The following is a 20,758-nucleotide window of genomic DNA, read 5'->3' as shown; positions in this document are numbered from 1 at the left end:
ATGGCACTCACCGTCCGCCCCGTCTCCCCCGGCGCCGTGCTCACGGGCAACCGGCTGCCGAAGCCCACGACCTGGATCATCCTCGGCGCGAGCCTCGCCGCGTCGCTCGCCCTCTTCGGCCTGCTCTCCCTCGCGAACGGCGCCGAGTTCAACCTCGTCGGCGCCGTGCTGATCGGCCTGATCCTGCACCTCGTCGTGACGACCTCGATCTCGGCCGCCGTCGAGGGCCGCCGCCAGGCGACCGACCGTTTCGTCACCAATCTCGTCACGGGGGCATTCCTGCTCGCCATGGTGCCGCTGATCTCGGTGGCGATCACGGTCGTCGGCAACGGCGTGGCACGCCTGGACCCCGAGTTCTTCAACTCCTCGATGCGCAACGTCACGGGTGAGGGCGGCGGCGCGCTGCACGCGATGGTGGGCACGCTGATGATCACGCTCGCGGCCACGGTCATCTCGGTGCCGCTCGGCCTCATGACCTCGATCTACCTGGTCGAGTACGGCCGCGGTCGACTCGCGAAGACCATCACCTTTCTCGTCGACGTGATGACCGGCATCCCCTCGATCGTCGCCGGCCTGTTCGCCTACGCGGCCTTCGCGCTCTTCCTCGGGCCCGGCGTGCGCATGGGCATCATCGGCGCGGTCGCCCTCTCGGTGCTGATGATCCCCGTGGTCGTGCGGTCGAGCGAGGAGATGCTGCGGCTCGTGCCCAACGAGTTGCGCGAGGCCTCGTACGCGCTGGGGGTGTCGAAGTGGCTGACGATCATGAAGGTGGTGCTGCCCACCTCGATCGCTGGCATCACCACGGGCATCATGCTGTCGATCTCCCGCGTGATCGGCGAGACCGCGCCCCTGCTCATCACCGCCGGATTCACCGCGAGCATGAACTACAACCTGTTCAACGACCGCATGCAGTCGTTGCCGGTGTTCGTGTACACCCAGTTCGCGAACCAGGGCAATCCCGCGTGGGCGTTCCTCGAGCGGGCCTGGGCGGCGGCCCTCGTGCTCATCCTCATCGTCATGGCCCTCAACCTCGTCGCCCGCTTCGTCGCGAAGAAGTTCTCCCCCCAGCACCGGGCGCTGACCACCGCCCGCCCCAGTCTTACTCCACCGTCTCAAAACCAAGGGAACGCAATGTCCAAGCGCATCGAAGTCAACGACCTCAACGTCTACTACGGCAGCTTCCTCGCCGTCGAGGGCGTCTCCATCAACATCGAGCCCTGCAGCGTCACCGCGTTCATCGGCCCCTCGGGCTGCGGCAAGTCGACGTTCCTGCGCACCCTCAACCGCATGCACGAGGTCATCCCCGGCGCGCGCGTCGAGGGCGAGGTGCTGCTCGACGGCGACGACCTCTACGGCCCGGGCGTCGATCCGGTGCTCGTGCGCCGGCAGGTGGGCATGGTGTTCCAGCGCCCCAACCCGTTCCCCACCATGTCGATCCGGGAGAACGTGCTGGCCGGCGTCAACCTCAACAATCGCAAGATCTCGAAGAGCGACGCCGACGATCTCGTGGAGCGCTCGCTGCAGGGCGCCAACCTGTGGAACGAGGTGAAGGATCGCCTCGACAAGCCGGGATCGGGCCTCTCGGGCGGTCAGCAGCAGCGCCTCTGCATCGCCCGCGCCATCGCGGTCTCGCCCGAGGTGCTGCTCATGGACGAGCCCTGCTCGGCGCTCGACCCGATCTCGACGCTCGCCATCGAGGATCTGATCGACGAGCTGAAGAAGGAGTACACGATCGTCATCGTGACCCACAACATGCAGCAGACCTCGCGCGTCTCGGATCGCACGGCGTTCTTCAACATCGCCGGCACGGGCAAGCCGGGCACGCTCATCGAGTACGACGCCACTTCGAAGATCTTCTCGACCCCGTCCGTGAAGGCGACCGAGGACTACGTCTCGGGCCGCTTCGGGTAGGTCTCCGCGTCGAGGCCGGCGCGGCTGCCGCGCCGGCCTCCCGCACCGCGGAGCCCCGAACTGCACTGCCTCCGGGGCGCAGTTCGGGGCTCCGCTTCGTCGTCTCCGAGGAGGGGGCAGGGGACCCCGGCCGAGGAGCGGAGGCAGTCCCGGCTGGCGTGCAGCGGCGCGCACCGATCCGATAGGCTTATCCGGGTCCGCCCCTATAGCTCAGCGGTAGAGCTACGGACTTTTAATCCGCAGGTCGTAGGTTCGATCCCTACTGGGGGCACCACCGCGTCAGACGCTTCGCCGAGTGCTGCGACGCACCAGCAGCATGCCCCCGAGGAGCAGCGCTCCGGCAGCGAGCAGCAGCCCCGACGGGTCCGCACCGGTGCTCGCAAGCCGTGCAGCCCTGGAAGTCGCGCTGGTGACACCGGGCTCGTCGGTGCGGGCCGCCGCCGCTGCGAGGTTGATCCTGAACGTCTGATCGGCGAACTGCCCGACCCGGTCGGTGGCCCGCACGACGAACTCGTACTGCGTGTTCACCGCCATTCCTCGCGTGTCGACGGTCACGATCCCGGCCTCGTTCACGGTGGCGGGGCCCGTCGCGAGCAGCATCGAGAATGCCGAGAGTTGCCGCATCGCGGCGGCGGGGCCCGCTGCACCCGCATTGGGGAGCGCCGTGGGCTGCTGCAGCACGGTGAAGGCCCCGGTCTCGGGCAGATTGCCCGGCAGGAGGGCCCCGGCGTCAAACTGCACCAGATCGCCGACTCTGGCGGTCTTGCTGACGAGGCCCGGCTCGGTGTGGGCGAACGCCGGCTTCGGCAGCACGGCGACGGTCACGGTGCCCGTGGCGGTGCCGCCCCGGGCATCCGCCACGGTGTAGGCGAGAGTGATCTCGTGCGCGGCCTCGCCCGCACTCCAGGCGTGGTCCGGCATCACCGCGACTGCGCCGGAGGCCAGGTCGGGCTGCACTGCCGCGTCGCCGGAGACGAGGCTGACCGCGGCGAGGGCCTTGCCCTCCCCGCCCGAGCCGTCGAGCAGGTCGAGCACGAACGCCGCGTCGGGCTGCTCCATCGTGATGTCGGGGGCGGCCGCGCCCTCGTACGCTTCGAATCGGACGTCGACCGTCTCGGACTGCCCGACCTTGTCGGTGACCCGCACGGTGACGCTGTCGATGGTGCCGAGCGGCATGCCGGCCGGGGCGGCGTAGGCGACCACGCCCGCGTCGTTCACCGTCGCCGTGCCGAAGCTCGGCGGTGCAACGATGCTGTAGCCGTCGGTGGCGGGGATCACTGGACCGTTCAGGACCTTGACCGCCGAAGTCGCGCTTCCCCCGACCGGCACGTCGCCCACGAGCGTCGGTGCGGTGATGACCGGAGCCCGCAGCACACGAACGTTGACCTGCGCCGTCGCGGGTCCGTTGTCGTCGGTGATCGTATAGGGGGGCGACGAAACCGGTCGAGGCCTCCAGCGGGCCCCAGTTTCTCACGGGAGGCGTGAAGGTCGCGCCCGTGGCGTCGAACGACACCGCGGCGTTGCCGGGGTTCGCGAGCACACTGGTGAGTCGCGGGTTCACCCCTCGGGCGTGGTCGGGAAGGATCTCCACGCGAGTGCTCGTGTTGCCGTCGCCGGAGGGGATGTCGACGCCGAAGGTGTCGGCTTCGGCGGTGCCCTTGATCGTGAATGTCAGCGGCTGATAGGTCTCGCCGGTCTGGCCGTAATGGTCGGTGGCGAGGATCCGCACCGTTGCGGTGCTGTTGGGCACCGCGTTCGCGGGGGCCGTGTAAGTGACCACCCCGTCACTCGCGACGGCTGCGGTTCCCATCGACGGCTGGGCCTTCACCGAATAGCTGCTGCCGCCGGTCGCCGCGCCCGCCACGAACTCTTCTCCGCGCGCTTCGACTCGCAGTTGCACGGTCTCGCCGGCTGCGACGACGGCGTCGCTCAGGCCCGATGCGAACACCCACGGCTTGTGGACGAAGGTGAGGTCGATCTGCCCGCTGGCGGTCTCGCCATCGCTTTCGACCGTGTACCCCACCGTCGCCTGGGTGCGGTGGTTGGGGAAAGCCGGCGTCTGCGTCGGCGAGACCACGATCTGGGTGGGACCCTGAATGCTCACACTCGCACCCGCCGACGGGCTCACTGCGACGATCACGTTCCCCATACCGATTGCGCCCTGGAGCTCGACGAGTCCCCCGCCTGCGGGGAGCGTGAATCCGACCGTCGGGGCCGTGGGCGGCGCAGCCTGGGCGGGGGCGGCGATCCCGAGGAGTGCGCCGACGCCGAGCAGGAGCGCCAGCCCGCCGGCAACGAGCCGAGCGGTTCGCGAGCGGTGTTCGGCGCGCTGGAAATACGGTTGCAGCATCATCTGTGTTCCCCCGGAACAGATCGCCGCGCCCACTTCCCCAGCGAACTTGGACGGCGTCCACTCGAGGAGTGTATCAGGGCGTGTCTCGTAGCGAGACCCCGGAATCACCAATTTTATCGGGCTTTCCCGAACACCCGATCCACGCGGGGGCGGCGCCCGCGGCGTAGACTCGCGGGGCGCGCGGGATCCCGAACCCTTCTCCCGCCGTTCCGACCCGAGGAGATGTGTGACCCGAGACCATCAGCGCCCCGTGCTGCAGCCCACCGCCGACTTCGACTGGATCATCGGCTCCGACGAGCCGGGCGCTTCGCACCGCATCGCCCAGCAGACGTCGTGGGCGCTGCTGGATCGGGTGCGCACGGGCGCAGACCCCTCCGTGGTCGAGCGCGTGGTGGGGCTCGCCTCGACGGGCCCCGGCATCGACGACATCGCCGAGTTGTGGGCCCGCGAGGGAACTCACTCCCTCGCGGGGGTGCTGTGGCGCCTCTACCTGCTGCGGCGCGTGGTGGCGGGCGACGCCGAGGGGTCGGCGGATCTGTTCCGGCGCGGATCGGCGGCGGCGTTGACCATCGATCCCGTGGTGGCGGGGGCGGCCGAGCCGGTCACGCCGGTGTCGATCGGGGAGCTCTGCGACACGATCCTGCGCGGCGCCTTCGTGGGGGATCTCGGGGCCGCCCTCGACCGGGCCGCGAGCTATTGCCGCATCATGGCGCTCGGAGCGGCCGACCTCGCCGACACGCGCGATGTGCACGATGACGCCCACGCGCAGCAGCTCACCACCCGCGCCCTGCGCTACTCCACGATGGCGCAGGAGCTGCACGCGGGCGCCCGCCGCTGGCGCGACGGCTCCCTCGCCTGACCGGAGGCCCTGCGTTAGACTGGTGCCGCCGGGCCGCAGTAACCCCGGGCTCCAATTTTTGCCGCTTCGAGCGGCCTTCCGCCGAGAGGCGTTCTGCGGTCCGGTTTTTTCGTGCCCTCCCGCGGCGATGGCGGGACGGCAGCTGAGCGAGGTGGATGCACCTGCCGGGTACCGCGGTCCCCCGTCGGCGCCGCTCACCCCGCCGACTCCGGCCTCTCTCAGAAAATAATTGCCCGAGGCAACTATTAGGGCGATAATGGGGGCATGGACGACGGCGACGCGGATCCCCGGGCCCGGTTGCTCACCTCGCTCACGGGGCTCATGTCGCGCTGGTCGTCGCGCGACTTCCAGACCCGCATCTCTGCGGCATGCGGCGTCCCGCTCGACGCGACCGCCGTGCGCGCCGTCTACACCCTCGGGCTGCGCGGCGGGTCCGCGCGCCCCAGCGAGATCGCCGACGAGGTGCACCTCAGCCGCCCCTCCACATCGAAGCTCATCGCGCGGCTGCGCGAGGCCGGGCTCATCGAGCGCGACCGCGACGAATCAGACGGCCGCGCGGGCATCGTCGCACTGACCCCCGCCGGCAGGCAGGCCTTCGACCGGCTGTTCGACGCGGGCGTGCAGATGATCGGGCACGCGATCGCGCGGTGGACGGACGGCGAGACGACGACCTTCGCATCGCTGATCGAGGAGTTCGTCGGCTCGCTCGTCACGGAGCGCACCGTCGCAGACCTCGAGCGGCACTCGGGCGCACCCGAGGCGCATCCGAGCGGCCCCGGCTCCGAGGGCGCCGCTCCGCCCTCCCCCAGCATCCCGCGCTCGCACGCGGGTTGATCCCCACGAAAGGAATCACCATGTCACGCACCTACGTCATCACCGGCGCCGCATCGGGCATCGGCAAGACCACCGCCGAGCTGCTGCGCGCCGACGGCCACACCGTCATCGGCGTCGACCTCGCGGGCGTCGAGGTCGACGGCGACCTCTCGACGAGCGAGGGCCGCCGCGCTGCGGCCGAGGCGGCTACGCAGCTGGCGGGCGGCACCGTCGACGCCGTGATCGCCTGTGCCGGGCTGTCGCTGCCCAAGGCCATCACCGCGGCGGTCAACTACTTCGGCATGACCGAGTTCCTGGAGGCGATGCAGCCGGCACTCGCGAAGTCGGATGCGCCGCGCACCGCGCTGATCTCGTCGCTCTCGTCGGTGCAGCCGGTCTTCCCGCCGCTCGTCGACGCGTTCCTGAACGACGACGAGCAGGCCGCGCTCGGGATCGCCGAGGAGCTCGCGCAGAACGAGCAGACGGGCGGGCTGATCTATGCGTCGTCGAAGCAGGCGATCTCGCGCTGGGTGCATCGCGAGGCCGTGACCGAGCGGTGGGCGGGCGCGGGGATCCCCCTGAACGCGGTCGGCCCGGGCGTCGTGAAGACCCCGATGACGGCGGATCTGCGCGCGACGCCCGAGGGGTCCGCGCTGATCGACGCCGTCGTGCCGATGCCGCTCGGCTACCATCAGGATCCCGAGAGCATCGCGAAGCTGCTGATCTGGCTCACCTCGGTCGACAACACGCACTGCTGCGGTCAGACGATCTACTGCGACGGCGGCGCCGAGGCCGTGCTGCGCGGCGAAGACGTCTGGTCGTGGAACAACGACGGCATCGCCCAGAAGTTCGCCGAGCTCTACGCGAAGCTCGGCGGCTGAACGACCCCTGTCGCGCCCGACCCTGCCGCCCCTGAGCCTGTCGGAGGGGGGCGACGGGGTCGGGCGCCCCTCTTCCAGGACGCGGGCACCGAGCCCGTCTCCGGCCCGCTACGGGGTCTGATCGCGCAGGCGCACGAGGCGCTCGTGCCCCGTCTCCTCGAGCTCGGCCACGTCGGAGCGAGACTTCAGGAAGTCGGAGAAGGAGCGGAACCCGAGCGCCTTCTCGTTGAACGACGGGTCCATGCGGCGCATCTGCTGCTTCACGGCCGAGCTGTGCAGCCACCCCGAGTCGTCCTTCTCCTGCCCCAGCCAGAGCGCGCGTATGAGCAGCCCGGTCACGGCGAAATCGGAGTCCTCATCGGTCTCATCGGTCTCGTCGGCGGCGTCGCGATCGTCGTCGGCCCGCGAGGCGGGCGCCGACTGCTCCTCGACGGCCTCGATCGCGGGGCTCTCCTTCGACGCGGCCACGGCTTTGCCGCGCTTCTGCCGCTTGGCCGGCTGCTCCTGTTCGCGCTGGGGCAGTTCGACGCCGGGCAGCGAGTCGTACGACGCGAACTCGTCGCACGCCGCGGTGAGCGCCTTCGCGGTCGAGCCCGCGACGCCGATGCCCACGACGTAGCGGCCGAGCCGCTTGCAGCGCTGCGCGAGCGGCACGTAGTCGGAGTCGCCCGCCACGATCACCACGTGGGTGAGGTCGTCGAGGCGGAACATGTCCTCGACCGCGTCGACGGCGAGCCGGATGTCGGCGCCGTTCTTCGCGTAGGCCGCGGCCGGGAAGAGCTGCACCAGGTCGACCGCGCGTGCGACGAGCTGCGCGCGGTAGTCGGCGTTGATGGGCGACGACCAGTCGGCGTACGCGCGGGTGAGCACGAGCGTGCCGAACGACGAGGCGTAGTCGATCACGGCGCCCACGTCGACCACCGCCGCCCGCAGTCGGGCTGCGATCTCGGCGTCGGAGGGATCCTCGGCGATGCGCTGCCGGTCGCGGGCGTAGGAGTTGCGGCCGTGCACCCGGTCGTACCAGGAGAGCACGATGTTGTCGAAGTCGAGGTAGACCGCCACACGGCCGTTCTGAGTATTCGCCACGGACTCAGTCTGTCAGGGTGCGGCGCTTCGCCGCGCGAGACGCGTCGATCTCACAGGGCATGCGGAGCCGCCGCGCGGAGCGCGCAGCGAGCCGCCGCGCGCCACCGCGCGACGCGCCGAGCGCCGTACCGCGCTCACTCGATGCCGCGGTCGACCGGATCGACCTGGCCCCCGCCCCGTCGCCGGGAGAAGAAGAGGATCAGCGAGATGAAGAACACCACGGCGCCGGCGCCCATCAGCAGATAGCCGACCATGTTGAGGTCGATCCACTCGACCTGCACGTTGAGCGCGAACGCCATGATGGCGCCGATGACGAAGAGCACGATTCCCGAGCCCATACCCATGAGCCTCTCCTTTCACCTGATCCGAAGGGTGCGGCGCGGCGCCCTTCGGGCGCCGTTCCCACCGCGTCTCCGAAGGCGGACGTGCACCCCAGACTCGCCCCGGGCCGCAGGCCTCGACAAGGGGTTGACAAGGCGGGCGTATCGGAAGCGCGCTGGCCCCCGATCACTCCGCCGGCTGCTCGAGCCCGACCGGCTGCACCAGCGGACGGCGGTGGTCCCGCACCCACACCGCGCCGTCGGCCCGGCGCTCGGCGCGCGACGCGAAGCGGTAGCGGTACGACGTCACCCGCACCCACCGCGGCCGCTCGCCGCGAAAGGGGTCGTCGGCGAGCAGGGCGAGCGTCGGAGCGTCGGCCTCCAGCAGGCGCACGAGCAGCGCCGTGAACCACTCGTCGAGCGAGCGGCCGAGCGGCAGGAACCACATCAGCCAGTCGAGCCTCAGGTGGTAGGGGGCGAACTGCCGCGGCACTCGTCGCACGTCGCCCGGTTTGCCCTTGAATCCGTACTCCAGCCACTCCGCGGCTCCGGGATCCTCGTCGACGGTGCCCTCGATCACGTACTCGACGCGCTCCTTCGTGACCGTGCCGAACGCGCCGTACGCGTTCGCCAGTTGCCACCGGTTGAAACTCGCGTTCATGAGCTGACGGCTCGCGAACAGGTTGCGCAGCGCCGGCCAGCTGAGCGCGACGACGAGCAGGCCCACAGCGGTGGTGATCCCGAACCAGTAGGGCGGCAGGCCTCCGAACCAGGCGAGCGCCCCGGGATCGGTCGCCGCGACGGCGCCGCTTCCGGTCACCGAGATCGCCGAGCACGCGAGCACGACGGTGGCCCAGTTGAGCCAGGCGAAGTTGCCGGTGAGCACGAGCCAGAGCTGGGTCGCGATGATGATCGCGGCGGCCGCGGTGCCGATGATCGCGGGCACCGGGCCCGGGATCCAGAGACCGAGGATCGGCGCGAACAGGAAGAACGGCACCACGAGCTGCGCGAAGTGGCTGCCGAGCGCCTCGGCCCGGTGGAACCAGCCGGGCAGCAGGTGCGCCTGGCGGCTGAGCGGGCCGGGCATCGGCTGCGTCTGGTGGTGGTACATGAGGGCCGTCAGGTCGCGCCACTCCCGCCCGCCGCGCATCTTGATCATGCCGGCGCCGAACTCCAGCCTGAAGACGAGCCACCAGAACAGCACGATCACCGCGGTCGGCGGCGGTTGATCCGTCGATCCCAGGAACGCGGCGAGGAACCCCGCTTCGAGCAGCAGCATTTCCCAGCCGAATCCGTAGAAGGTCTGGCCGATGCTCGCGATCGACATGTAGCCGAACCACAGCAGCAGGAAGCACAGCATCGGCACCCAGGGCGCCGTGAGCTGGGGCACACCCGCAACGAGCAGCGCCGAGAGGGCGATGCCGATCCAGCACAGCACCGCGAGGCGACGGTCGGTGTAACGGATGCGCCGGAACAGCGTCGGTCGCAGCAGCCTCGCCCGCGACGGCGAAGACTCGGCCCACGCGAGCAGTCGGGTGACGGGCAGCAGGCCGCGCTCGCCGAGCAGCGGTCGGAACTGGTTCAGCGTCGAGATGAAGGCGACGAGGTACAGCGCTGCGACGCCCCTCTGCAGAACCTCTCGCGCGAACCCGAAATCGACAGCCGCGAACCCGTCCATGCCGAAGAGGCTACGCTCTCGTCTCCCGCCCGAACAGGGGTTGCCACAGCGCGTGAGAGCGCCGCAACCCCCTGAGGGGTGCGGGATCGCCCCACTAAACTGTGGGCACGCGCCGGGCGAGGGGCCCGGCTGGCGCATGAGTCGATCTTCGGAGGTCACATGTCCGCACCAGCTCTCACCCGCCGCGCGCTGCTCGGAAGCGCCGGCGCCCTCGCCCTCGGGGGCCTCGTGGGCTGCGCGCGCGGCTCGGTTCCGGCCGGCGGGGCCGCGGAGGTCACCTACCAGCTGTCGTGGACGCACTCGGTGCAGTTCGGCGGCACCTATCTGGCGCAGGATCGCGGCCTGTTCGAAGAGCTCGACCTGACCGTCAGGCTGGCGGCCGGGGGGCCGAACGTGGCGGGCGACACGAGCACGGTGAGCGGTGCCTCACTCATGAACATCTCGGCCGCCGACGGGGTCGCGCGATCCAATGCGGAGGGCGCCGACCTCGTGATCATCGGGGCCCAGTATCAGAAGAGCCCGGGCACGATCCTGTCGCTCGCCGACGCCCCGCTGCAGCAGCCCGGCGACCTCGACGGCAAGAAGATCGGCGTGGCCGGCACCGACACCCCGGCACTCGAGGCGTTCCTTGCGCTGAACGGGCTCGAACAGGATCAGGTGGAGTTCGTGCCCAGCCAGTACGACCCGGCCGTGCTCACGGCGGGTCAGGTTGACGGCCTGTACTGCTTCTACAACGATCTGCCGGTCGCCCTGGCGGTACAGGGTGTCGAGGCGCACTCGATGCTGCTCGCCGATTTCGAGTACAACCCGATGAGCCAGACGTACACGGTGCTGCGGTCGAGCCTCGAAGACGAGCAGCAGCGCGACCGGATCGTGCGACTCATGCGGGGCGACGCGCAGGGCTGGCAGCTGTACCAGCAGGACCCTGGTGCGGCGGCCGAGCTGGTCGTGCAGATGTACCCCGACGCCGGGCTCGATCTCGCCACGCAGCAGAAGCAGGCGGAGGTGCAGCTCGACATCATGTTCTCGGAGGCGACCGACGAGTTCGGCTTCGGCTGGTTCACCGATGAGCAGGTCGAGCAGAATCTGCGGCTGTTCGAGGTGCTGGGCATCGAGGGTGCGACGGAGGAGTTGTGGGATCACTCGATCCTCGAGGAGATCTACGAGAACGGCCCGACCGCGTGAGCGCGCCCGGGGCCGAGAGCGACGGAGCGGACGGCCCGGCGGGCCGCCCGCTCCCCGCCGATGCCGCGGAAGCGGCCGCCGGTTCCGCCCCCGACGTGGTGTGCGCGTCGGTCTCCAAGACGTTCCCAGCCGGCCGCGACGGGCTGCGCGTGCTCGAGCCCCTCGACCTGACACTCGCGGCGGGCTCGGTCACGGCGCTCGTCGGTCCCTCGGGCTGCGGCAAGTCGACGCTGCTGCGGATCATCGCGGGCCTCGAACAGGCCGACCCCGGCGGATCGGTGCGGATCGGCGGCGACGATCCGACGGAGGTGCGGCGCCGGGGCGAACTCGCGATCGCCTTCCAGGACGCGTCGCTGCTGCCCTGGCGCACGACCGCGGCCAACGTGGCGCTCGCGCAGCGGCTCGCGCGCAGGCCCGTCGACCACGAGCGCGTATCCGAGCTGCTGCGGCTCGTCGGCCTCGAGGGCTTCGAGCGGGCTCGGCCGGCGCAGCTGTCGGGCGGCATGCGGCAGCGCGCTGCGATCGCCCGCTGCCTCATCACCGAGCCTCGGCTGCTGCTGCTCGATGAGCCCTTCGGCGCCGTCGACGAGCTCACCCGCCGGCGGCTCAACATCGAGCTGCCGCCGCTGTGGTCGGGCTCGCAGACCACCACGCTGCTCGTGACCCATTCGATCTCCGAGGCGGTGCTGCTGGCCGACCGGGTGCTGGTCATGTCGCCGCGGCCGGGCGCGGTGATCGCGGACATCCCCGTCGACCTCGAACGGCCGCGCAGCCTCGAGCATTTCCGCAGCCCTGGCTTCGGCGAGCTCGTCGAGCGCATCGGCGCGCTGCTCGGCGTCGACGAGACCGCCGGCAGCCGGAGCTGAGCGATGGTGCTGACGGCGACCCGGGCCGAGCGCCTCGAGGACGGCGCCGCGGGCGGCGAGCTCGCCCCCGGCGCACTCCGCCGGGGGTCGAAGCGGGCCGCGGCGCTGCGGGCCGCGCTCGGCTGGCTCGTGGTGATCGGCCTCTGGGAGCTGCTGGGCCGCACGCTGCTCGCCGGCCGGCATCTCATCGGCACGCCGTCGGGCATCGCCGTCGCACTCGTCGAGAACGCCGAGGTCTACGGCCGAGGGCTGCTGTTCACCATGCGCGAGGCGCTGGCCGGCTACCTGCTCGGCAACCTCGCGGCGGTCGCGCTCGCGCTGCTCGTCGTGCTGCTGCCGGGCCTCGAGCGGATCGTGCTGCGCTTCGCCCTCGTGGTCTACTGCCTGCCCCTCGTGGCGCTGGGCCCGCTGCTGCGGCTCGTCTACGGCTTCGGCGACGGGCCCCAGATCACACTGGCGGCGCTGGCGGTCTACTACCTCACCCTCGTGCCGCTGCTCGTCGGGTTGCGCGCGGTGCCCCGCTCGTGGCTCGACCTCACGGCCTCGTACGGTCGCGGCCGCTGGACCACCCTCGTGACGGTGCGGGCGCGGGCGGCCCTGCCCTACCTGATGGCCGGCCTCCAGGCCTCGGTCCCCGCGGCGTTCCTCGGCGCGCTCGTCGGCGAGTTCACGGGCGCCGAGCGAGGGCTCGGCGTGCTGTCGATCCTCGCCCTGCGCAGCCTCGACACCGACGGGCTGTGGGCGCTCATGGTGCTGAGCGCGGCGGTGTCGCTGCTCGGCTACGGCGTGGTCTCCCTGATTGCGCGGAGGGCGAGCCCGGACCGGCCGACGGTGCTGCTCACGCCGCCCGGCTCGGCGCCGCGCCGATCCGCGCTGGGGCGCTGGGGGCGAGCCGTCGGAGGGGCGCTCGCGACGACCGCGATCGTGCTCGTCGCGTGGGTCGTGCTGTTCGAGGCGCTCGGTCTCAACCCGTACTTCGCGAAACGCCCGTGGGACGTCTGGGACTGGCTCGTCGCCTCGGCCGACGCCGGCGAGCACCGCGCCGAACTGCTCGAGGCGGTGGCCGAGACCGTGGCCGTGGCGACCCCGGGGTACTTCGCCGGTCTCGCGATGGGGCTGCTGCTCGCGGTCGCGTTCTCGCTGTCGTCGCGGGTGCGCCGCGCGCTCACCCCGGTCGCGGTCGCGCTGCGGTGCGTGCCCATCATCGCGATCGCTCCCCTGCTGGTCGCCGCCCTCGGCCGCGGCCCCTTCGGCACCGCCGTGGTGGTCGCCATCATGACGTTCTTCCCGACCCTCGTCTCGTGCCTCTACGGTCTGCGGCAGCTGCCGGGCCAGGTCTCCGACGTCTTCGCGACCTACGCGACGCCATCGCCGCGCGTGCTGCTGCTCGGACGGCTGCCCGCGATGGCCCCCGCGTTCTTCTCGGCCGCCCGCATCGCCGCGCCCACCGCGCTGCTGGCCGCCACGGTGGCGGAGTGGCTCGCCACCGGCACCGGTCTCGGCAACATGATGGCGGTCGACGCGGCGACGAGCCGCTACACGTCGCTCTGGGCGACCGTGGTGGTGGTCACCCTCGTCTCGCTCGTCGCGTACGCGCTCGTGGAGTTCGTCGAGGCGCGCGTACTGGCCCGGGTGGCGCCCGAGCAGACGCGCTGGTGAGGCTCGGTCGCACTGCCGGGCGTCCCCGGCGCGACCGAGCGCTACGGAGGGAACGCCCCGGCGATGACCCGGGCCGCCGCCGTCCAGGTGGGCAGGCGCGGGCGCAGCTCGGCGGTGAGGTCCCGCCACCGTCGGCGCAGCTCGGGATCGGCGAGCCACCCCCGCAGCTCCTGCGACAGCCGCTCGGCATCACCCGGCGGGAACGCGGAGCCCGCGCCCTGCTGCGCCTCGATCGCGCCGGTGCCGAGCGGCACGATCGATGGGATGCCGCGGGCCAGCGCCTCGCTCACGACCATGCCGTAGGCCTCGGAGCGCGCGGTGTGCACCAGCAGGTCGGTGCGCTGCCAGATCTGCTCGAGGTGCGCACCGGTGCGCGGGCCCGTGATCTCGAGGCGATCCGCGAGACCCGCCGCCGCGATGCGGCGCCGCAGCTCGCGGCTGAGATCCGAGTGCGCCGTGTGCGGCCCCACCAGTCGAGCCGTCCACGGCAGTTCGCGCAGCTGGGCGAGCGCGTCGACAAGGGCGAGCGGATCCTTCGTCTCGGTGACCCGCGCCAACCAGAGCAGCGCCGGAGCCCGGCCGTCGCGCTCGGAACCGGCAGCCGGGTCGGCCGCATCGACCCCCGGGACTGCGACGAGCGCGTCGTGCCGCCCGTACCGCCGCGCCACCTCGCGGGCCGTCCAGGCGCTCGTCGCGACGACGGCGCTCGCCGCCCTGACGGCCCGCTCCTCGGATGCGGCGAGCGCGGCGCGATCCCGCGACGGCAGGGAGAGGTCGTCGGAGGGGAAGTAGTGCATCAGCACGACGACCGCGCGGCCCGCCCCCGTCGCGGCAGCGATCGCCTCGGGCGCCGCCGCGGCCACGATGTTGTCGACCAGCCAGCGCTGCTCAGCCTCGAGAAGCGTCGCGAACCGCTCGCGGTCGCCGGGGCCAGCCACGGGCCAGGCCCCGGTGACGGGGTGCTCGCGCAGTTCGATCCCGAGCCCGCGCAGCTCGCCCGAGATCTCGTCGTCGTAGCGGTTGCCGCCGCTCGCGACGTCGCTGCGCCAGCGCGCGAAGCCGATCCGTCGCCCCATGCCGCCTCACCCCCGTCCGCCCGGCACGGCCGCCGCCCGGGAGCGACCGCCGCCCCCGGCACCGTCCCCCGCGCCTCACCGCCGATCTTAGGCTCACTCGTGGAGCAGGGGGGAGGGGCTTGTGGCAAGGGGGTTTCGCTGCCATCGAACCCCCGTGACTCCGCCCCGGCGCTGCGGCAGGCTGGGGACATGACTACCACCGAGACCCGCACCGCCGTCACCCGCACCATCGACGCGCCCACGAAGGCCATCTTCAACCTGCTGACGCTGCCCGCCAGGCACCCCGAGTTCGACGGCTCGGGCATGGTGCGCTCCGACGAGAAGTCGCAGCGCATCCAGGGCGTGGGCGACGTCTTCGTCATGAACATGCACCGTGACGCGATGGGCGACTACCAGATGCACAACCACGTCACCGCCTACGACGAGAACAAGATGGTGGGCTGGCAGCCCGCCCAGGCCCGCAACCCCGACGAGCCCGACGGGTGGGAGTGGCTCTACGAGCTCGAGGCGATCGACTCGGGATCCACGCGGGTCACGCTCACCTACGACTGGTCGAGGGTGACCGATCCGCAGCTCGTGCCGATCTTCCCGGCCGTCTCGGAGGAGCAGCTCGAAGAGTCGCTGAACCTGCTCGCCGCCGCCGTCTCCGACGCCTGAGCGGGGCGCGCAGGGTCTGGCCGCGCAGGGCCGCGCGGCAGCTCCCCGCCCGACCGCTGCGCGATCACTCGGGCCGAGCCGGCTGGGCCCCGTCGTCTCCGGCGCCGGAGTGCGGAGCCTCGAGCTCCTCGGGCGCTCCGGCTGCCGTCGCCGCGAATTCGGCCGGCGATCCCGCGTCGGTCGTCTCGGACGCCCGCCGCGAGCCCCGCCTCACCGAGCCCGCCGCGCGCTTCGCCGTGCGCCCCACCGCGCCGGCGCCCGCCGCGATCGAACCGCCCGCGGTGCGCGCGCCTCGCAGGATGCGGCGCTCGAGCCGCTCCGCGCCCTCGCGGGGGGCGAGCTCGGGAGCGAAGCCCGCGGGAGCCGGGCCGAAGGCGCGACGCGAGGCCGCGACGACGCGGCGCCCCAGGATGTGGTTGCCCGCACCGCCCACGGCGGCCCCGATCCCGAACGGCAGCGCCTTGCCCACGAGCGAACCGCCCCCGATCTTCGCGAAGTGGCGCACGAACGAGCGCTGCAGCTTGTCGAGCACCGGCCGCACCGCACCGCGCGGCAGCGACTTCGTCACCATCTCGCCCCAGAACGCGGATCGCCCCACGCCCTTGCCCACGACCTGCTTCGTGAACTGGCCGAGCAACTCGCCCGCCTCCTGCCCCAGCATGAGCGTCATCACGAGCACGCGGGCGCGATCCGGGTTCTCGACGGGGATGCCGTGCACCTCGGCGACCGACTGCGCGAACAGCGCGGTGCTCTCGAGGAACCCCACCGTCTCGACCCCCGAGAGGGCGAGTGTCGCCGGCGTGCTGATCACCGGGATGACCGCGGTCGCCCCCACCGCGGCGCCGCCGCCCGTGATCGCGAGCAGGTAGCGGCGTTCGAGCATGCGGATCACCTGATCCGGCGTCGCCCCGGGATGGCGCAGCCGCACGCTGCGGATGTGCGCGAGCACCACGGGGCGCTGCACCGCGAGCGCTCGGTCGAGCGCCCGGGCGAACGCCGGTCGGTGCTCGAGGTGTTCGGGCGCCATGATCACGGTGCCGGTCTGCGTTTCGTCCACGCCGCGATTGTACGGAGCCGACATGGAAGCTCGGGGAATCTGTTCGGGGGCGTTGACTCGTCCCCGCCGCGGTGCCATGGTGGAGACGGAGGTGCGCCATGCGCGAGTACTCGTTCGTCAGCATTCCGATCCGCCGCCGCCGCGAGGGCGCAGCGCTCGAGATCGACTACCGCGACGTGATCCGCGAGCGGGCCGAGCACGGCTGGGAGTTCATCCAGGCGATCCCCCTCGACACCCACGCCGATCCGCGCCTCGACCTCGTGTTCGCACGGAAGGGGAAGCAATGAAGCACCCGCTGCGCCTGCTGCAGGCGTTCACACTGTTCTCGGCAGGCCTGTTCGCCCTGTTCGTCTTCGCCGGCAATCTCATGGACTACGACTCGAACTACCAGTTCGTGAAGCACGTGCTCTCGATGGACACCACCTTCGAGGGCAACGCGCTCATGTGGCGCGCGATCACGGCGCCCTGGGTGTGGACCGTCGGCTACATCGGCATCATCGTGGCCGAGGGCGTCTTCGCGGTGCTCGCGATCGTGGGCGCGGTGAAACTGTTCCTGCGGCGCGCGGCCGGGGTCGCCGAGTACGACGCCGCGCGCAAGTGGGGCTACGCGGCCTACGCGCTCGGCTTCGCGATCTGGTTCATCGGCTTCATCGTGATCGGCTCCGAGTGGTTCGCGATGTGGCAGTCGGACACGTGGAACGGCAAGGACACCGCGATGGGCATCGTCACACTGTGGGCCGGCTTCGCAGTGCTGCTCGCGATGAACGAACCGCGCGAGGTGACGCTGCGGGAGGGCGAGCCGCTCGCACGCGAGAACCGATAGGCACTGACGGGCGGGGGCGCGGTGCGCCCTGCGCCCGGGGAGCCGGCCTCAGCCCGCCGAGGAAGACGCGTAGTGCTCGGCGGCCTCGGCCACTCGGTGGTTGTACTCGATCGTGTCGTTGTAGGCGGCGACCGCGGCGATCCAGCGGTCGGGGTCGGTGAGATCGCCCCCGCCGCGCAGAGATAGCGGGCCGCCGAGTAGGCCGCGTCGTCGATGTTCTGCGGATCCGCGATGCCGTCGCCGTTGCCGTCGCCGCCCCACTCGGCCCAGGTCGAGGGGATGAACTGCATCGGCCCCACCGCCCGATCCCACACCGGGTCGCGGTCGAGCCGCCCGTCGTCGGTATCGGGCACGGCCTTCGTCGAGACGCCGTCGAGCGGAATGCCGATGATCTGAGGCGACGCCGCCCCGCTGCCCTCCAGTGCGCCCCCGAAGATGGTGCCGTGCTCGGACTCGACGAACCCGATCCCCGCGAGCGTGTTCCAGCCCAGCCCGCACGCGGGCTGCTCGCGCGCGATGCGGTGCGCGGCCGAGGCGTACGCCTCGAGCGCCCGCGGAGCGATGCCGGTGCGGGCGGCCGTCTCGGCGAGCCACCCGGGGTCGAGAGCCGGGCGCCCCGCGGGCTCGGCGGCGGCCGTGCTCGGCCCGGCCTCGGCGGCCACCGGTTCGGCGAGCGCGACGGGCGCGACGGCGGGCGCGACGTCCGCACCGGGGGCCGGGGCGCCGAGCAGCAGCGCCGCCGACACGCAGCCCGCTCCGACGAGGCCGGCGAGCAGAGAACCCACGATCAAGCGTCTCGGCGGGCCCGCCTCGGGCACGGCTCGGCGCCGGCCCTCTCCGCCGGCCGCGCTCACGCCGGTACCGCCGCCGAGGCGGTCGCCGCCGACGCCGAGCCGAGCCGGCGCACGTACCAGACCGTGCCGCCGATGATGCCGCTGAGCATCAGCAGGCCGCCCCCGACCACACCCGCGACGGCCGCCGGGTGCATTCCCGCCCCCAGCAGCGCTCCCGGCCCGCCGCTGCCCGAGCCGTCCGCGCCCGCAGCCGCGGCCGACCTCGACCTGCCGCTCTTCTTCGCCGCGGCATCGGCGTTCTTCGCCTTGGAAGCGGCGACGGCCTTGCTCCCGGCCTGCTTGACCGCGCTGCCGACGGCGAGACCCGCGGCGGCCGCGTTCGGATCGACGGCCACCCCGCAGAACGCATCGCCCAGCTCGACGTCGCCCACCTGGAACATGTAGGTGTGCGTCGCCGTGGTCAGCGTCCGTCCCGTCGCCGGGCTGGTCGCCGTCGCGTTGACCGTCAGCTTGTAATTGCCCTTCGCCGAGAAGACCCAGGCCGCGTGCGTGTGCGCCGGGTGGGGCACACGAATCGTTCCCGGCATGGCGAAGCCGTCCATGATGGGCGACCACGCGCCGAGCGGATCCTGCGTGGCGAGGAAGATCCGCCCCGGGCCGTCGACGCCCACGACGTTGATCGACACGTTCGTGTAGCCGCTCGCCTCGGTGAACCCCAGCGTGTTCCAGCCGGGCCAGATCAGATCGGGGTCCTGGCTCAGCGGCAGCACGTAGCCCTGCGCCGGAGCGCCCGCGATGCCCGGCGGCACGGCGCCGTAAGCCGATTCCTTGACCCGCAGCAGCACGCTCTCCGCCTCGCGGATCACGTTGAGGCCGGTCACGTCCTCCTTGAGCTGCAGCACGGCCTGGCCGTCGGCCGCGGCGACGTTGAAAGCGTCGATGTGGCCGGTCTCGAGCACGACCTTGGGTACGCACTCCTGCGTCGGGGCCGCCGGCACCGGCACGGGCAGACCGCCGCCACCGGGGCTGCCGCCGCCCGGAGTGCTGCCGCCGCCGGGACCGCCTCCCCCACCGGGGTTGCCGCCGCCCGGGTCGCCTCCGGGGTCTCCACCGCCCGGTTCCGGGCCCCCTGCCTGCCCGGTCACCCGCACCTCGTCCCAGCCGAGGAAGGCGCCCGCCGCGTCCTTCAGCACCAGCGCGTGCGTACCGGCGGCGGTGCGGGCCGGAACCTGCTCGGTGAAACCGCCGTCGGTACCCGTGCGCACCCATCCCAGCCAGACGGGATCGGGGGTGTGCAGCCAGACCGAGACCCAGTCGCCGCCCCGCAGCGCTTCCGCCGAGACTGCGCCGGCCACCACCTCGCCGGCCCGCACCGTCTTCTCGGGGTTCCGCACCTGCACGTGCGCGCCGGCCGCAACGGCGCGCACCTCGGCGGCGGGCACCGCGTCGACGTCGTCATGCTCCGGCCTCGGCTGCGCCTCGCCGCTGACGGTGAGCGTCATCTGCTCGGACTCCGAGGCGGTGAAGTCGGTGCTCCAGGTCGGCACGAACTCCGCCACGATGCGGTGCGGGCCCGAAGCCAGGGCGGAGGTGCGGAATGACGCGGTGCCGTCGGCCCCCACCGGGGCGTGGCCCAGCACGGTGCCGCTCTCGTCGTCGCGGAACTGCACGGCTCCCGCCGGGCTGCGCGCCCCGGCGGAGTCGACGGTCGCGGTGAACGTAACAGGCTCGCCGAGCACCGCGTTCCCCTCGGCGTCCTCGCTGTACTCGGCCGAGAACGAGGTGGCCGTCGCGGCCGTGTGATCGTCGAGGTCGCCGACCACGAAGGTGTAGTCGTTCTGCGCCCGCTGCACCGAGCCGCCGATCACGGCCTCCATCTCGAAGGTGAAGGTGTACGTGCCCGTCTCGATGAACGCCCAGTTCATGTGGGTGTGCTGCGGCACGCCCATGCTCCAGTCGGCCAGTCGCTCGCTCGAGCTGAACACCCGCTTCGGGCCGAAGGTCTCCTGCAGGTACACCTCGGCTTTCCCCGGCCCGTCGACGCCCAGCAGGCGCACCGCGACCGACCCGCCCCTCAGCTGCCCGACCAGCCGCTCGTCCTCGGTGCTGAACCCGGGCCAGATGAGGGCGGCGTTCTGCGTCTGCGGCGCCAACCAGAAGGTGTCGCCCGCCTCGCCGATGAATCCGTACCGACCGCCGCTCGGCACCTGCATCCTGCTGCTCGTCGTGTCGACGAGGTGGAAGACGGTCGCCTGCGGGTCGATCCGGATGGCTTTCTGCCCCCCGGGCTGTCGTACTTCGCCTCCAGCACGAGGCGTCCGTCGTCGAGGTAACCGGACACGGTGTCGGTGTGCACGTTGCCGATGACCTGCTTGGCCCGGCTCGCGGGTGCGGGCTGATCCGACTGGTCGGCGAACGGCGTCGCCTCGGCGAGCGTCGGGGCCGCAGCCGTGGCAGGCGCGGTGGCGCCGACCGGGGCCCGCACCCCCGGCGCGGCCGGGGGTTCCGCCGTGTCGGCGGCGGCCCCGCCGGAATCGGCCGCCTCGACCTCGGCTCCGGCGCCGGTCTCCCCGTCTCGCTGAGGATCGGCGCGCTCGCCGTCGCCGAGGGGCTGCTCGGCACTCGTCTCCGGGCTCGGATCCGGGCTGGGCCCCTGCGCCGGCTGCGCTTCCGAGCCCCCCGCCGCATCCTGCGCGAAGGCCGGCGCCGATGCGCCGAGCGAGCCCGCCGCGAGCGCCAC

At 72.0% G+C, this 20,758-nt stretch carries 17 protein-coding genes, 1 tRNA gene and 2 pseudogenes; 12 read left to right on the top strand and 8 right to left on the bottom strand.

The features are described 5' to 3' along the window. The 3 genes and pseudogenes from pstA to Leucomu_RS02605 form a co-directional block, all read left to right on the top strand. Positions 1 to 1,068, top strand: a pseudogene (gene pstA / locus Leucomu_RS02615) (phosphate ABC transporter permease PstA); the annotation flags it as partial. 63 nt (positions 1,069 to 1,131) lie between these two features. After that, on the top strand, positions 1,132 to 1,911 hold the full coding sequence (gene pstB / locus Leucomu_RS02610) for a phosphate ABC transporter ATP-binding protein PstB (protein ID WP_128387752.1): 780 nt from the start codon (positions 1,132 to 1,134) through the stop codon (positions 1,909 to 1,911). 199 nt (positions 1,912 to 2,110) lie between these two features. Continuing rightward, positions 2,111 to 2,185: transfer RNA gene (locus Leucomu_RS02605), tRNA-Lys, on the top strand. A gap of 5 nt (positions 2,186 to 2,190) precedes the next feature. Here Leucomu_RS02605 and Leucomu_RS02600 read toward each other — a convergent pair. Continuing rightward, complete coding sequence (locus tag Leucomu_RS02600) at positions 2,191 to 3,285, bottom strand: Ig-like domain-containing protein (protein WP_128386243.1); 1,095 nt, start codon at positions 3,283 to 3,285, stop codon at positions 2,191 to 2,193. A gap of 1,205 nt (positions 3,286 to 4,490) precedes the next feature. Here Leucomu_RS02600 and Leucomu_RS02595 point away from each other — a divergent pair. From Leucomu_RS02595 to Leucomu_RS02585, 3 genes are all read left to right on the top strand, one after another. After that, positions 4,491 to 5,123, top strand: a complete 633-nt coding sequence (locus Leucomu_RS02595) for a hypothetical protein (RefSeq protein WP_128386242.1) — start codon at positions 4,491 to 4,493, stop codon at positions 5,121 to 5,123. A 264-nt stretch (positions 5,124 to 5,387) separates the two neighbouring features. Beyond that, positions 5,388 to 5,957, top strand: a complete 570-nt coding sequence (locus Leucomu_RS02590) for a MarR family winged helix-turn-helix transcriptional regulator (RefSeq protein WP_017882848.1) — start codon at positions 5,388 to 5,390, stop codon at positions 5,955 to 5,957. 20 nt (positions 5,958 to 5,977) lie between these two features. Next, positions 5,978 to 6,817, top strand: coding sequence for an SDR family oxidoreductase (locus tag Leucomu_RS02585; protein ID WP_128386241.1), 840 nt, complete (start codon positions 5,978 to 5,980; stop codon positions 6,815 to 6,817). Between the two features lie 108 nt (positions 6,818 to 6,925). Here Leucomu_RS02585 and Leucomu_RS02580 read toward each other — a convergent pair whose 3' ends face one another. From Leucomu_RS02580 to Leucomu_RS02570, 3 genes are all read right to left on the bottom strand, one after another. After that, on the bottom strand, positions 6,926 to 7,903 hold the full coding sequence (locus Leucomu_RS02580) for an NYN domain-containing protein (RefSeq protein ID WP_031289578.1): 978 nt from the start codon (positions 7,901 to 7,903) through the stop codon (positions 6,926 to 6,928). A gap of 134 nt (positions 7,904 to 8,037) precedes the next feature. Beyond that, complete coding sequence (locus Leucomu_RS02575; RefSeq protein WP_041204898.1) at positions 8,038 to 8,247, bottom strand: DUF6458 family protein; 210 nt, start codon at positions 8,245 to 8,247, stop codon at positions 8,038 to 8,040. Positions 8,248 to 8,410: 163 nt separating this feature from the next. Next, on the bottom strand, positions 8,411 to 9,901 hold the full coding sequence (locus Leucomu_RS02570) for a lipase maturation factor family protein (protein WP_017882844.1): 1,491 nt from the start codon (positions 9,899 to 9,901) through the stop codon (positions 8,411 to 8,413). Positions 9,902 to 10,060: 159 nt separating this feature from the next. Here Leucomu_RS02570 and Leucomu_RS02565 point away from each other — a divergent pair, with 159 nt between their 5' ends. The 3 genes from Leucomu_RS02565 to Leucomu_RS02555 are packed head-to-tail and all read left to right on the top strand — an operon-like array spanning position 10,061 to position 13,611. Continuing rightward, positions 10,061 to 11,086: an ABC transporter substrate-binding protein gene (locus Leucomu_RS02565; protein ID WP_128386240.1), complete on the top strand. Its 1,026-nt coding sequence runs from the start codon at positions 10,061 to 10,063 to the stop codon at positions 11,084 to 11,086. Further along, positions 11,083 to 11,952 carry an ABC transporter ATP-binding protein gene (locus Leucomu_RS02560; protein ID WP_017882842.1) on the top strand — a complete coding sequence of 290 codons (870 nt, stop codon included), beginning with the start codon at positions 11,083 to 11,085 and terminating at the stop codon, positions 11,950 to 11,952. The genes Leucomu_RS02565 and Leucomu_RS02560 overlap by 4 nt, the downstream gene beginning before the upstream one ends. A gap of 3 nt (positions 11,953 to 11,955) precedes the next feature. Beyond that, positions 11,956 to 13,611 (top strand): ABC transporter permease, encoded by a 1,656-nt coding sequence (locus Leucomu_RS02555; protein WP_017882841.1) that lies wholly within the window; start codon positions 11,956 to 11,958, stop codon positions 13,609 to 13,611. 41 nt (positions 13,612 to 13,652) lie between these two features. On the opposite strand, the gene Leucomu_RS02550 is transcribed toward Leucomu_RS02555, so the two are convergent. Continuing rightward, a complete protein-coding gene (locus Leucomu_RS02550) occupies positions 13,653 to 14,687 on the bottom strand; it encodes a glycosyltransferase family 4 protein (RefSeq protein WP_017882840.1) in 1,035 nt (344 codons plus the stop codon). Positions 14,688 to 14,876: 189 nt separating this feature from the next. Between Leucomu_RS02550 and Leucomu_RS02545 the strand changes: the two genes are divergently transcribed. Continuing rightward, a complete protein-coding gene (locus tag Leucomu_RS02545; RefSeq protein WP_128386239.1) occupies positions 14,877 to 15,344 on the top strand; it encodes an SRPBCC family protein in 468 nt (155 codons plus the stop codon). Positions 15,345 to 15,408: 64 nt separating this feature from the next. On the opposite strand, the gene Leucomu_RS02540 is transcribed toward Leucomu_RS02545, so the two are convergent. Beyond that, positions 15,409 to 16,425, bottom strand: coding sequence for a hypothetical protein (locus Leucomu_RS02540; RefSeq protein ID WP_128386238.1), 1,017 nt, complete (start codon positions 16,423 to 16,425; stop codon positions 15,409 to 15,411). Positions 16,426 to 16,499: 74 nt separating this feature from the next. On the opposite strand from Leucomu_RS02540, the gene Leucomu_RS02535 reads away from it, so the two are divergent. Further along, positions 16,500 to 16,688, top strand: coding sequence for a DUF4177 domain-containing protein (locus Leucomu_RS02535; protein ID WP_128386237.1), 189 nt, complete (start codon positions 16,500 to 16,502; stop codon positions 16,686 to 16,688). Continuing rightward, positions 16,685 to 17,224: a DUF2165 family protein gene (locus Leucomu_RS02530; RefSeq protein ID WP_128386236.1), complete on the top strand. Its 540-nt coding sequence runs from the start codon at positions 16,685 to 16,687 to the stop codon at positions 17,222 to 17,224. The genes Leucomu_RS02535 and Leucomu_RS02530 overlap by 4 nt, the downstream gene beginning before the upstream one ends. Positions 17,225 to 17,451: 227 nt before the next feature. Here the strand turns inward: Leucomu_RS02530 and Leucomu_RS15660 are convergent. Next, positions 17,452 to 17,514: pseudogene (locus Leucomu_RS15660) on the bottom strand (hypothetical protein); the annotation flags it as partial. Positions 17,515 to 18,074: 560 nt separating this feature from the next. Further along, positions 18,075 to 20,282, bottom strand: coding sequence for a choice-of-anchor M domain-containing protein (locus tag Leucomu_RS02520; RefSeq protein ID WP_267128464.1), 2,208 nt, complete (start codon positions 20,280 to 20,282; stop codon positions 18,075 to 18,077). Positions 20,283 to 20,758: the final 476 nt, after the last annotated feature.

It is taken from the genome of Leucobacter muris, from assembly GCF_004028235.1.
Lineage (GTDB): Bacteria > Actinomycetota > Actinomycetes > Actinomycetales > Microbacteriaceae > Leucobacter > Leucobacter muris.
The sequence above is the reverse complement of the archived record's forward strand: the minus strand, read 5'-3'. Positions and strand labels throughout refer to the sequence as shown.